The 12,496-nt window shown below is 64.5% G+C and carries 9 protein-coding genes, 1 tRNA gene and 1 pseudogene; 6 read left to right on the top strand and 5 right to left on the bottom strand.

The genetic code is table 11. From position 1 onward, the window contains the following. Positions 1–3,521: 3,521 nt before the first annotated feature. The 3 genes from ACZ7NC_RS42670 to ACZ7NC_RS42680 are packed head-to-tail and all read right to left on the bottom strand — an operon-like array spanning position 3,522 to position 5,290. Positions 3,522–4,532: a DUF6286 domain-containing protein gene (locus ACZ7NC_RS42670; protein ID WP_471497257.1), complete on the bottom strand. Its 1,011-nt coding sequence runs from the start codon at positions 4,530–4,532 to the stop codon at positions 3,522–3,524. Continuing rightward, entirely contained in the window at positions 4,529–4,741 is a 213-nt protein-coding gene (locus ACZ7NC_RS42675) for a hypothetical protein (RefSeq protein ID WP_471497259.1), read from the bottom strand. Before ACZ7NC_RS42675 ends, ACZ7NC_RS42670 begins: the two co-directional genes overlap by 4 nt. Positions 4,742–4,798: 57 nt before the next feature. Then, positions 4,799–5,290: an Asp23/Gls24 family envelope stress response protein gene (locus tag ACZ7NC_RS42680; protein WP_471497261.1), complete on the bottom strand. Its 492-nt coding sequence runs from the start codon at positions 5,288–5,290 to the stop codon at positions 4,799–4,801. Between the two features lie 179 nt (positions 5,291–5,469). Between ACZ7NC_RS42680 and ACZ7NC_RS42685 the strand changes: the two genes are divergently transcribed. The 5 genes from ACZ7NC_RS42685 (at position 5,470) to ACZ7NC_RS42705 (ending at position 9,332) form a co-directional block, all read left to right on the top strand. Beyond that, complete coding sequence (locus ACZ7NC_RS42685; protein ID WP_471497263.1) at positions 5,470–6,057, top strand: RNA polymerase sigma factor; 588 nt, start codon at positions 5,470–5,472, stop codon at positions 6,055–6,057. Next, positions 6,048–6,704: an Asp23/Gls24 family envelope stress response protein gene (locus tag ACZ7NC_RS42690; protein WP_471497266.1), complete on the top strand. Its 657-nt coding sequence runs from the start codon at positions 6,048–6,050 to the stop codon at positions 6,702–6,704. The genes ACZ7NC_RS42685 and ACZ7NC_RS42690 overlap by 10 nt, the downstream gene beginning before the upstream one ends. Positions 6,705–6,889: 185 nt before the next feature. Further along, positions 6,890–7,039: a hypothetical protein gene (locus tag ACZ7NC_RS42695; protein ID WP_471497268.1), complete on the top strand. Its 150-nt coding sequence runs from the start codon at positions 6,890–6,892 to the stop codon at positions 7,037–7,039. A 1,061-nt stretch (positions 7,040–8,100) separates the two neighbouring features. After that, complete coding sequence (locus tag ACZ7NC_RS42700) at positions 8,101–8,697, top strand: DUF3105 domain-containing protein (RefSeq protein WP_471497270.1); 597 nt, start codon at positions 8,101–8,103, stop codon at positions 8,695–8,697. Positions 8,698–8,708: 11 nt separating this feature from the next. Next, a complete protein-coding gene (locus ACZ7NC_RS42705) occupies positions 8,709–9,332 on the top strand; it encodes a DUF305 domain-containing protein (RefSeq protein ID WP_471497272.1) in 624 nt (207 codons plus the stop codon). Between the two features lie 137 nt (positions 9,333–9,469). On the opposite strand, the gene ACZ7NC_RS42710 is transcribed toward ACZ7NC_RS42705, so the two are convergent. Then, positions 9,470–9,544 (bottom strand) — tRNA-Leu (locus ACZ7NC_RS42710). A 120-nt stretch (positions 9,545–9,664) separates the two neighbouring features. Between ACZ7NC_RS42710 and ACZ7NC_RS42715 the strand changes: the two are divergent. Beyond that, positions 9,665–10,020: pseudogene (locus ACZ7NC_RS42715) on the top strand (hypothetical protein); the annotation flags it as partial. 972 nt (positions 10,021–10,992) lie between these two features. On the opposite strand, the gene ACZ7NC_RS42720 reads toward ACZ7NC_RS42715, so the two are convergent. Beyond that, positions 10,993–11,733, bottom strand: a complete 741-nt coding sequence (locus ACZ7NC_RS42720) for a LysM peptidoglycan-binding domain-containing protein (RefSeq protein WP_471497275.1) — start codon at positions 11,731–11,733, stop codon at positions 10,993–10,995. Positions 11,734–12,496: the final 763 nt, after the last annotated feature.

The following is a 12,496-nucleotide window of genomic DNA, read 5'->3' on the forward strand; positions in this document are numbered from 1 at the left end:
TTGAGACGTCAGACATCTCGATCAACAGCTCGGGGGCCTCGCTCGTTGCGCTTCGTGGACCGTCACCTGATCGGTGGCCAGCTCGAAGAAGCTCATTGTTGTACCGCTGGCAGTGAGGGCTCGGCGGCGCGGGTCTCGCCAAGTCGTCGTCCAACGTACCCGCATCGGGTGGAAGGCCTTCGGGTACACCGCGACGTCCGGGCGCTCCCGCGCCGGGCTGCTGGTCCACGGCAGGCCGCGGGGGTGGTCTCGGCGGCAACCGACAGCTCAGCCGGAGCTGTCCGGCTTGCGCAGCTTGGCGGCCAAGTCCGCGGGGGCCGTCAGTTGCACACTCCCTCCGCGAACACGAGTGGCGCAATGAGGTGTGGCCGTACTGCGAGCCGTTCGTGGACCGCAATGAGCTCCCTCGCCCTGCCGTTGCGAGGTTATCCGCCCGATCGCGGTTGAGGGCTTGGACCTGGGGCGGTGTTTCCAGGCAGACGTACTGATCGCGTGGGAGCGGCAAGCCAACGGGAGGTCTTGCCAAGGACGAGCGCACTCCTGTAGGCGATTCAGCAGTCAACTCAGACGCGCCCCACCGGCGCCGAACCGGCTAACGGTTCGGCGCCGGTGGGGATCGGATTGCCACGTGCCAGGTGCCAGGCGCCGGCTCAGAAATCCATGTGGGTCGTTCCAAGCGGCCGGCGCCTGTTGGATCAAGGGAGACGTAGAAGTCGGGACACGAGTGCGGTGATACCGGTCGTTTCCCGAGCGAGACCGGCGACACCCTCGTCCGAACGGTGCATCTGGCTTGATGCACAGGTGCCGGTCGAAGTCTCGTCGGCCGGTGACTTGCTTGCCGCACTTACTCCAGAAGTCGCATCCAAGCCCCGCACATGGTCTGCGCCGGAGGCGTCAGAGGCCTGCGCCCCACCGATACCAGCGCTCAGCGTTTCACGCGCGGCACATGTGACGGCTGCGGTTTCTGCGGGAGGCGCGTTACTCACGTCCGTACCGGCCCCCGCACTCGGACTTTGCAGATCATCCCGCACGGACGTAGTCGCAGAAGCCGTCCCATCGTGCGCATCCGCACCGGTATGTGAATCCGAGCCCTGCGTCTCATCCGCTGCGGAGGTGTCAGCAGATGGCGCCCAACTCGCCTCAGTGGCGCCCGAACCATGCATCTCGCCCGGTACAGACGTGTCCGCAGAAGGCACCCCGTTCGCCACGCCTGCATTCGGATCCGAAGGCCGTGTGTCATCGGGCGTGCAGGCGGCAGTTGAATGCTTGGCAGGAGAGGGACCGCTCGCCCCCGCCCCTTCGACCTGCGCCGAGACCTGCTCGGGACACTCATGTGATTCCGCGGCTGTGGGCGGCTGTGACTGATGGGACGCGGTCTCTTCCTGCGCGGTGTTGGTGGTCCTCGTCGGCGGCGCGACACGAACGGGAGCGTGCTTGGTAGGAAGAGAGACCTGGATGGTGTTGCTCGCTGCTGCAGGTTGCGTGAGTGAGTCGCCCTCTACGGCACCAACTTGGATTCCGCTGTCCACGGTAGGTGCGGGCAGATCTGGGACTCCCGATGCGTACCTGGCATTCCACGCCAATACAGTGCGCAGGTAGTCCTCTGACCGGTTGTAGCTGAGAATAGCCTGATTCAACTGGTTCGGATCATTGAGATCTCGGTTATTGGCGCACAGGTAAGAAGCCGCCGTAGTGGCAGCATCGAAAATGTTGTTCGGATCGGGCGTAGCCAGGGGTCGCGTGGACGTGGCCCAGCGACTCCATGTGGAGGGGATGAATTGCATGGGTCCGACCGCTCGGTCCCAGATGGGGTCGCCGTCGAGTACCCCGGCATCGGTATCGGACAGTGCCGCGAACGGTCCGCCGTTGAGAACTGGTCCCAGGATCGGTGAAGTTGTCGTTCCGTCGGCTGCCAAGAGGCCGCCCCTTGCATGGTTGGACTCGACTGAGCCGATAGCGGCAAGGAGCGTCCAGGGAAGGTGGCAGCCCGGCGTCCGCCCTGCCTGCTCGTTGGCGGCGCGATGGTATGCATCGAGTACTTGGGCCGGGATTCCCGAATTATTGAGAGACAGCGGAAGGGAGGCTGATACGGCCTCTGTGCGGGGCGTCGCGTTCGGTTTCTTGGCCTCATCAGTGGGGTGTTGCTCTGCCGGCGGCTCCAGGGGAGCGGTGGCTAAGTCTGGTGGACTGGAAGCTCGTGCGGCGGCATTTTCCGCGGGGGGATGTGCTGTAGCCGACTTGGGTTGCGAGATTGACGCAGCAAGCGCGCCTGCTGTGCAGGCGACAGCCGTCGCGACCAGGATGATTCGCCGGATGCGGAGACCGCGCCCTCCTTCGGCAGGAACTTCCTCTTGCTGGTCAGAAGACGAACCGATGCCATTCATGACAAAATCCTTCTGTGTGGACAGCGTTCCTCGGCGAGCCGCTCATCACGCGTTTTCCTCGCTGCTTTGCCTAGAGCTTTGTGATGAGCCGCTATGACTCGGTTTCGTCAAAATGGCGGAGAATCTCACTCGTTGGGCTCACGTCCGCCAGGGCTGTCCTGAACAGGAATGGATTCTCGTGGACGGTAGGCCGGACTTCGGCCGAAGTTGTGGAGGCCCTCTCTCACAGGCTGACTACGCTGCTTCGCAGCCAGCCCAACCGCAAAGTACGCCAACTCGCGCCGTGTCCTGTATTTGCAGCGCAAGCCGTCGAGAGGCCGATCCGCGCCTCATTCCATGCAATCAGGCTGGCCGATCTTCGCTCATTCTGCTTTTTCTTGACAGACCGGGCGTGGCTCGCGGCAGTCGGGACAAGGGCCGTGGCAGAGTACGGCAGCGTGTGAAGCTCTTGTGACAGGCGGAATTTCTCCCAGTTTCCGACTGAACAGGGGCTTCGCATGCTTTGAGGTGCAGGGTCGGACGCGTCTGTCGACATGGTGCTCAAACTTGTTCCATGTCCTGCACTTGCGTCAGCGGATGCGGCTGGGGCGGTGACGGCGGACCTGAAACCGCACATCGACATCAATGTGCCGCGGGAAGAGCACCTCTCTTGCCTCGGCAAGAGTGTGCGTTGTGAAGTGCTCCAGCACTTCACCGGGTGAAGCGTCGGCTGCCAGCACAACGTGGACGCGAGCCCGAAGCCGATATGGGCGGCCCACAAGGCGGACACGTGCCTGGACCACGCCGGGCACGGATCGCGTCCGCTGCGCGATGGCACTGGACAGAGCGCCGCCAGACAGGGTGATCCCCTTGTTCCCCAACGGCAGGAGGCGCACTCGCTCCCTGCGGACTTGCAGAGAGCACCAGCCCAGGCACAGCAGAACTGCGGCGCCGAGTACGGCCGCCACTACCGAAGTAGACCAACTGTCGTCTCGCCAGCGCATGAGGGCGTCTCTGTCCAGCCAGACCGTGTCGGTCGCAGCCACAGGCCACCAGCGCGGAAGCCGGTCACGACCCAGGAGGCCCGCACACCCGAGCACAGTCCCCGCAGCCGTCAAAGCGATTCCCCCGCAGGCAAGGGCAGTTCTGTTGATGCTGCTACGCAATCGGCTCACGGTGGTCCTCTTTCCGCTTCGCACCTTCCTTTTGTGCACGGTGCCGCTTGGGCCTTCGAGAGGGCTGCACGCCCGGTCCGGTGCTCATGCGAACTCGCAGGCGAGGTGAGCGCCCCAACCCGTAGGAGTTCAGGGTGCGGTTGGCTGCCGTCACCGCGGCCCGGCGAGCAGCGTCAGGGTCACCGAACTCCACAACGGCCCGCACCCGAGCGCGCCGGCGGCCCACCCTGACCCGTACCCGGGAGACGCCGGGGACGTTCAGTACCGCCTGATGCATCAGCTGCTCGGCCGAAGCCTGGTCAAGCGTCGAGCGGACGCCACCGACATCCGGCCTCATCGCGAGCAGGCGCCGTCGCCCAGGTAGTACTGCGAGCAGCACCATTCCGATACCGAGCAGGGTCATGGCAGTTCCCAAGGCCAGTGTGAAGTCACCGGGGCCGTGGGTGGACAGCCATTTGAGCAAGTCAGACCTCCAGGGCGCCTGTGTACGCCCTTCAACGTGTAAGAAGAGGAAGTCGTGCAATGAAAAGACGCAGGCCGCGGTGCCCAAAAGTGCCGACAGTGCCGAGGGCAAGCGCCGTTCCGACCAGGTTCTCCCCGGCCGGCGGATGGTCGCGCCTTGTATTTCCGCAGTCTCGGCTGACGTTGATGATTCGAGGAACTTGGCCCGGTCGGGCAGCGTCAGGGAGCGTACGCGGATGCGCGGTTGCGCCACCTTGAGTCCGGTCAGATCGGCAGTGCGCTCTCCCACACACTGCTGCACGCGGCTGCCGGACTCCTCCAGAGCGGCTCGATACGGAAGTGCGAGATCGACCGATACCGCGAGGCGGCCGCTTTGTGTCATCACCGTCGCGTCAACGAATCTGACGTCGCCTGCGGGCAGTGCCTCGGTTGCGGCGCGCTGGGCAACGCGGCGCACCACCCGGTCAGCCACTTCAGTGCGGCCTCTCTCCCCGGCTGCGATCGTGACGACTTCTGGTCGTGTCGTGCTCATGGCAGCCTCTCGGAGTCGAGATCGCCCTGGCGGCCATCACGAGGCCCCAGGAGGTCCCGTAAGTCGATGCCGCGGTCAACGAGGCGGCCCGTGATCCCGCCAACTGCCCCCAAGGCCGCCACGAGCAGGAACGCCTGGAAGCCTCCGAACCAGCCCGCGAATCCCAGGGCCATGCCCACGGCCAGTCCTACTACGCCTCTGTTCACCATTCACCTCACGTCGTCTCCGTCTCCCCGGCCCAGCCGGACGTTCCGTTCGCCGTACGCCTACTCCACGCGCGTTGCCTCTGCTGCGGCCGCGTCGTCCTCGGGCAGGCGTACGTCATTGATCGCCACGTTCACCTCGACGACCTCCAAACCCGTGATCCGTTCCACGGCGGAGATCACGTTCTCCCGCACTTCCCGGGCGACATCAGGGATCGCCACCCCGTATTCGACGACCAGGTCGAGGTCGACAGCGGCCTGCCGCTCGCCGACTTCGACTTTCACGCCCCGTCCTACGTTCGGCCGCCCGCCCGGTACACGGTCGCGGACCGCCCCGATCGTGCGGGCGAGACCACCACCCATGTCGTGCACTCCAGGAATTTCACGGGCCGCCATACCAGCGATCTTGACAACCACTACGTCGGCGATCGTTGTCCTACCGCGCGAGTCATCGGACTCCGCGGCGCCGGTTGCTCCCATGGCGTCCGCGATGCCCCGACCCTGCTCCCAGCCCGCCGCGGCAGTTTCGGCCGTACTCGGGTCCTGCGTTGTCATCGGTGCGCCTCCTGGATCGATGGGGAAACCTAGAGTCCCTTAATTCGACACGGCAATAGCGCATTCATTACGCGATGCACCGGTTTTTCCTTGTTGCGGAGGTAGCGTTCTAGTGCCGCGTGACCCACAGGGTGCTTTCCGTGTCACACAGGAGGAGACCGATCGAGAGGAGTCAATCGGTGCCGGCGCACGGGTATGAACCGCCGGACGATGCGGACGAAGATGAGCAACGAAGCGACGCTCTGCTGACGGCTCGGGCCAGTGAGGGGGACGATGAGGCCTTCGAGCAGTTGGTGCGCCGCCACGGGCCTGTGCTGTTACGGCTGGCCACGCGCCTGCTGGGCAGCAGGAGCGAGGCCGAGGACGCCGTACAGGAGTCGTTCGTCAGCGCGTGGCGCAGACTGCCAGAATTCCGCGAGAATTCAGCATTCGGCACATGGATGTACCGCATTGTCACAAATCGATGCCTCAACGTGTTACGTGCACGGCGTCCAGTCGTCACCCTGGATGCAGTGTCCGAGCCGGCTGCCGCCGAGCATCAAGTCTCTCCGGCCCGAGCAGCAGAGGGACGCGCGGCCGTTGAGGCCCTGTCCAAAGCGATGGTGGTTCTTTCGCCGGAACAGCGCGTGTGCTGGGTTCTGCGAGAGGTGGACGGGTTGCCGTACGAGGCTATTGCGGACATGGTCGGCATCAGCCAGGAGGCGGCCCGCGGCCGCGTCTTCCGCGCACGGCGCCAATTGACGGAGGCGATGGTCGCATGGCGATGAACGCGGACCCGAGTGCCAGCCCGCCCGATGGAACGACGGGCGAAGACAGGGCCGACGACGAAGAACGGCTGCCCTGCGGTCGGGAGCTGGCACAGGTGTGGCAGCAATGGGAGGAAGGACAGGTAGACGCCCATACCCGCGCCTGCCCGCATTGCAGCGCCGCGCTGGAGGAACTCGACGTGCTCAAGGACGTGGTGCGCCGTGCGCGGGACGAGGAACCGGTGCAGGACGACGCCAGCGTGCTCGTGGAGCGCGTGATGGACGTCGTACACCTCGAACTGCGCCCCGGCCGGACACTGCCGCTGGGAACGGACACCGAGGACGCCTGGATCGTGGAAGCGGCTGCCGCCAAAGCGTTCCGCGCTGCTGCCGACTCTTTGCCGGGCGTGCGTGCGGGCAGTTGCCGTATCGCGCCGCTCCACCCCGCTGCCGGCCCTCGGCAGCGTATGCGGGGCCCTGTCAGGGTGCGCATCGAAGTCGTGATCGATATGAACGACAATCTTCAAGAGGCTGCGGAGCAGGTGCGTCAGCGGCTACTCGTGACAGCGCAACGGGCGCTGGGCATGGAGGTCGGCTCGGTGGATGTCGCGATCGTGGACGTTCTCGATGGCGGGGGCCACGGGGAGGGGCGAAGCCGGTGGCGGTAGACCGGGACCTGGGAAAGCTCACGGAACGGATCGCGGAAGCGGTCGTCGCTGTCCCGGGGGTGGCCTTCCTGCGACCCGGGCTCGCAGGGCTGCTGCGGGCCTCCGCGGCAGGCAGCGGAGTACTGAGCGGGAGGGGGGCAAGATCCGCGGTACGCATCCAACGCGGACGCACCCCGGGAACGCTGATGATCGAGATCAGTGTCGTGCTGCGGAGCTCGCCACGGGCGATCGACCTGACACGAGCCGTGCGCGCAGCGGTTCTGGAGACGGTCCGCACCCATGCTGCACCTGATGTACAGGCCCACATCACCGTCACCGTCACCGGCCTGATCTGACAAAGCAGGGGTCAATCCGCCGATCGCCCAGCCCCGTGAGGGCGGTGCCTCATCGATTGCGGCTCAACCGCCGCGGTGCGGTCGGGCCGATCGGGGACTCCGGAGACGCTGATGCCCAGAGACTCCTGGCTCATTTACACCGGGGACATGGAGTCAATTCGCCTTGGTACAAGCAAGGTTGTCCCGTACGACACCGAGTGGCTGTGCGATGAAGGCGGTCGCGGCAAAGCTGGTATCGGGAAGACGGAGACGCTGCGCAAGTGGTCCGTCAGGACCGGATTGACAGCGGTGTTCGGGCGGGGACGACGAAGGAGAATGCTGGACTCAGGCGGGCGGACGAGATCCTGAAACCCGCGGCGAGTCTCTTCGCAAGAGGCCGAACGGTACGAATAGTGCACGAGTAGGAGCCCGTGCGTGGTCCCTTGCTCCCCTCCGGGCCGCGAGGGGGGTACGGGACCCGGAGGGGAGAGGGGTTTACCCATGCATGAGTTAAGAGTGCTCTTGGGGGTAGAAGTGACGCGGGCTGTCACTCTTCTATGGTTCCAGGAGATGATCACGAATGAGCAGGGCGGCCCTTTACGGGCCGTGCCTCGCGCTTGTGGGCTGATGACGTCGTAGAGGCCGGCTCAACGAACGCTGTCCGCAGGGAGAATCACCTGCCAGCAATTGCGACTCCAGTCGACATAAACGGCGAACGCACGGAACTGCCCTTGGGGATTCAAGAATTTCGGAGCCGTGTGCGGAGAGCCACACAACCCTCCCTTGACGAGCATCAACGCACTTCTCAGACTAGTATGAATTGCTTCTTCTGGATGTGAGTTTGATAGACGCCACGTCGGTATTCGCGCCCACGTCGGTATCCGCATAGAAGAGAGAGGTGCGCTTTCTATGTCAGGTCCCAACCAAATACTCCTCGCTACCACCACCACGACGGCTAGCGCACTCGTGGTCGGTGTGGCAGCCGGGATCGTTCCCACCCCCAGCCTGGCCCTGGAACAGCCCTGCGTTCCCTTAGTTTCCTTCCCGGCCCCGTGACCGGGGTCCTTCGCCCGGCCCGGCTCATGGCAGCCGTCTTCCTGGGGCTCCTCGGTGTTACTGGCTGTGACGACGCTGGGGGCGTCGATGAGCCATCGCCTGTGACCGCCCAGAAGCAAAGTCACGACGATGACCATGCCAAGACCACGCCTGAAGCCAAGCCATCGGGAGGATTCGTCACAGGCGCGGACGGTGTGAAGACCTGGGCAGGCCCGCTAGTCGGTGGACATGTCTTGAAGCCTGTGAAGTACCCGACTTCACCTCCAGTCGGCGGCCCGCACAACCCAACTCCGCTCAACTGCAACGGTGATGTCTACACCAAGCCGGTCAAGAACGAGAACGCCGTGCACTCGATGGAGCACGGCGCGGTGTGGGTCACGTATACCGCCAAAGCCTCGAAGTCCGACGTCAAGGCACTGGCGGCGAAGGTGAGGAAGACGCCGTACACGATGATGAGCCCCTACAAGAAGCAGAAGCATCCGATCATGCTTACTGCGTGGGGTCACCAGCGCACCGTGACGAGTGCCGACGACCCGAACGTTGCCAAGTTCTTCGAGAAGTACGTCCAGGGCGAGCAGACGCCCGAGCCGGGGGCCCCCTGCACTGGCGGGACAATGAAGTGAGGACACCGAACATGGTGAAGCACGCCGGCTGGATGGCGGGGACAGCGGCGGCCGTGCTCGTCGCGGTCGGTGCGCTCACCTATGCCGTCGCCGAGGACGGCGGTTCGAGCGATACGCCGAGTGCCGACTCGGCGGACGCGGGGTTCGCGCGGGACATGGCGGTGCACCATCAGCAAGCCGTGGAGATGTCGTACATCGTGCGCGACCGCACCGACGACGAGGAGGTGCGATTCTTGGCGTACGACATCGCGCAGACGCAGGCCAACCAGCGCGGCATGATGCTGGGCTGGCTGGATCTGTGGAAGCTGCCCAAGGTGTCGTCCAGCGCGCCGATGGCCTGGATGGGCATGAGCGGCATGGCCTCCGGCGAGGACGGCGCGCTGATGCCGGGCATGGCGACCGACACGGAGATGAAGAAGCTGGGGACCCTCAGCGGCAAGCAGGCCGAGGTGTTCTTTCTCCAGTTGATGACGGCCCATCACAAGGGCGGCATCCATATGGCCGCGGGCTGCCTCGACAAGTGCGGGGTCGGGGTGGAGAAGCGGCTCGCGCGGACCATGGTGAACGGGCAGCGGTCGGAGATCGACCTGATGACCGACATGCTGAAGCAGCGGGGTGCGAAGCCGCAGTCGTAGCCGCCGCTTGAGCGTGGAACCTGCGAAGGAGCCACCCAAGTCTGTGCAGCTCCTCGGTTCGCAGCGGACGACACCCGTTTGTAAGGCGTCAGGGCAGGAGCTTGAACGCCGCGACGTCAACTGACGGATGGGGATAGTGCCCGGGGCGGGGTTCGAACCCGCACCTGTACCGCTTTTAAGGCGGTTGCGTCTACCTCTTGCGCCACCCGGGCGTGGGGCTGCGTTCCGCCCGGTCTGAGGGCGTTCGCGGTGTCACTGACGGTTGGACACGGCGCAACGGCAGTTGTGACGGTGAACGCGAGAGGTTTTGGCGCTTAGGGAATTTCCCTTGTATGCGTCGGGTGTTGAGGGCCGATCCGTTGTGGGTCGAGACGTTCACGGGTCTGCGGATGTGGCAGTTCGAAGGCTTGTTGCGGGTGGGGGCGTAAGCGGGGTGGCAACGGTCCTGGCGGTGGGTGGCCGTGGTGCCTGCTGCTGGCGGATCGGGTGATTGTGGTCCGCGACCGGCAAATCGGTGCCTCGAGCCGCAATTACCGCTTCTCGGCAAATGTGCAAGTCATCATCGATGCCGACACCTGGCTGGTCATGGCCACGGCCCGGCCGGCCACTCCTCGCGGGTGAGGAGGAAGACAGCGCGGAGCATCGCCGGGTCTGCGCCCGCGTCGGGCATGCCTTCGCCCGGATGAAGAGGGCTTTAGTCGCTGTCACCAAAGCGCTGGACCCGTTCCGCTGGGGCGACGCGGAGCGTCTCCGTGTCCCTGAGTACACGGGGTGCACGCAGAAGGATGCTGTCGGCTCTGGGCCTGACTGTCGTACACGCCTCACCCTCAAGAGGGATAATTTCAGCATTTACTCCGATACTGACGCATTCTGTCGGCCAGGCATGAGCAGTCGCTGCACCTCGGGTCACCTGATCTGCGGCACTACTCAAGCAGTCACCCAGAGATGCACTCATCGGAGGTCAAACGTTGAAACGGACCCGTCGTACAGCCGCAGTCCTATCGGCGGTCTTTCTCTTATCCGCAGGGGGCGTGACGCTGGCTGCTCCGGCCCAGGCAGCGCAGACCGTCCTCGCTCAAGCAGCGCTCGCTAAGGACCAGGCGGTGCCGGCCCTCGATCCGACGGATCCGGCCGACCCCGTGCCCCCTGGCGTTCCTGACGCCCCGGAGGTACCGCTTCCTGACCCGGTACCGCCGATCCCGGACCTGCCGCCGCTTCCCGATCTGCCGCCTGCCCCGGAACCGCCGACTCCGGACCCGGTACCGCCGATCCCGGACCTGCCGCCTGCCCCGGAACCGCCGACTCCGGACCCGGTGCCGCCGATCCCGGACCTGCCGCCGCTTCCCGATCTGCCGCCTGCCCCGGAACCGCCGACTCCGGACCTGCCGCCGATGCCGGAGCCGCCGGTTCCGGGCCCCGCTGAGCCGTCCCTGATCTGTTCGGCGCTGGACTTCGTCGGTCTACTGCAAAGTGATGGGCCCCTCAATTGGGGCTCGTTCTTCCACTGTGGTGGACGCGACTAGTCGGAAGAACTGGCCTAGAAGCCCATGACGTCAGTGTGCTGGTGCCAGTCGGGATTCTCTCCCGGCTGGCACCGGCCTGGTTCAGCCGATGCGCGCGACCTGCGACAACGTGAGGTGACGAACCCCGATGTGATCGTCTACTGGGATGACTCGCTCTCTCCCCAGGGGAGTTCGAGTACCTGGCCCGGGTAGATCAGATTGGGGTTTGCACCTACGACATCCTCGTTCGCCGCATAGAGCTCTTCCCAACTGCCCGAGGCACCACCCGTTTGCGCCATGGTAATGCTGTACAACGTGTCCCCGGGACGCACTGTGTGGCTCCCTGTCGCTTCAGACTTATGCGTCGGCTCAGGCGAGGGTGCGGTCTGCTGTGGCCTAGGGGTGGGCTCCGAACGTTCCGGCGTTCCTTCTGCGAGGATGGCTGGTTTCTGTCCCCCTTCGAACATGGATGCGCCCAGGCCTGTTCCTTTGCACACCCATGCGCCGGGCCCTTGAAGAGCCAGCAGAGCCTCTGCGGCAAGGATTGTCTGGTGCTTGGTAGGGACCTTGTCTCTGGGCATGCCCTGATACAAATCCTGGGTCCAGTTCGAGGTGTCGATGCCTTGCCGTTCGAGGTAGGCGAGCGCGTCCTTCCATGATGCGTTCTGGAATTGAAGGCCGCCGACGCTCTGACCGTCGCCGCTCCAGTTGATCGACCAGTCATTGCCGGACTCGCATTGCGCAACGGCCTCCCACTGGTCCTGGGTTGCTGCATTGGCGGAGCCGCCGGCCACAATGAGTGGGAAGACCACACCCGTCCCTGCTGTGACGGCGACGACAACGCGCTTCCCTGGCGTGTTCTTTAACTTACGGTGCCTGCCCCGTGCCATTGCAATCATCTTCCTCTTCCGTGGAGGGTCTGCCGCCACCGGCACATGGAGATCGACTCTGCGTCGAGCCGCGAGCGTGTTCGCAAGAGCATTGCGATCACTGATATCCCAAGCCCTCGAATGTGTACGCACGCGCAGAATCCGGTCCTTCGCAAGGATTTGGCAACCACTAACAACAGGATGTGACATCATTCACGCCGCCACGGTTTCGATGAGCCATATAGTGAGCCGTCGTGCGCCTGTTGTGATCCCTGACTTTCCGTCTATTTGCGCAGGTTCCAAGGTCTTACTGCTCTCGGATCGCAATTCTGGCTGACACGTTGTCGCTCAAGGGGCATGAACTCGAAATCCGATGTCAAGTGGGCTTGGTGCGCCTCCAGTTAAGGGAAAGTCCGAGCTAAGCAGGCTGTGCTTGAATGATGCGGCGTTGCCAATTGGCAGGGCCGGCTTGGACCTGCGGTCCCGGACCGTGCTGGAGTGGGCATGGTTTGTGCCTGAGTCAGCGAATGTGACGCGGATGGAAATGATCGACCTTTCATCAGTCATGTCACCGTTTCGTCCCAGTCTGTGCGCTTCTGCCGCTAATTTCGCAAGAAGCCGGTTAGCTGACAGCGATCGCATGCGGAACAAACGGAAGGGGCGATCATGGGGCGCATACGCAGACAGGGAGCCCTCTTACTCGGCATCACCGGCGGACTGGTCGCACCGCTCACGCTCACGCTCGCCGCCAGTCCGGCACAGGCGGCGCCGAGCTGCACGACACAGGCCGGGC

It is taken from the genome of Streptomyces sp. NPDC111802 (assembly GCF_055634335.1).

Bases quoted from the DNA above. Each gene is read 5' to 3' on its own strand.
- ACZ7NC_RS42705 (WP_471497272.1), top strand. From the start codon at position 8,709: ATGGTGAAGCACGCCGGCTGGATGGCGGGGACAGCGGCGGCCGTGCTC.
- ACZ7NC_RS42670 (WP_471497257.1), bottom strand. From the start codon at position 4,532: ATGAGCACGACACGACCAGAAGTCGTCACGATCGCAGCCGGGGAGAGA.
- ACZ7NC_RS42700 (WP_471497270.1), top strand. From the start codon at position 8,101: ATGGCAGCCGTCTTCCTGGGGCTCCTCGGTGTTACTGGCTGTGACGAC.
- ACZ7NC_RS42675 (WP_471497259.1), bottom strand. From the start codon at position 4,741: ATGGTGAACAGAGGCGTAGTAGGACTGGCCGTGGGCATGGCCCTGGGA.
- ACZ7NC_RS42695 (WP_471497268.1), top strand. From the start codon at position 6,890: ATGATCGAGATCAGTGTCGTGCTGCGGAGCTCGCCACGGGCGATCGAC.
- ACZ7NC_RS42690 (WP_471497266.1), top strand. From the start codon at position 6,048: ATGGCGATGAACGCGGACCCGAGTGCCAGCCCGCCCGATGGAACGACG.
- ACZ7NC_RS42680 (WP_471497261.1), bottom strand. From the start codon at position 5,290: ATGACAACGCAGGACCCGAGTACGGCCGAAACTGCCGCGGCGGGCTGG.
- ACZ7NC_RS42720 (WP_471497275.1), bottom strand. From the start codon at position 11,733: ATGATTGCAATGGCACGGGGCAGGCACCGTAAGTTAAAGAACACGCCA.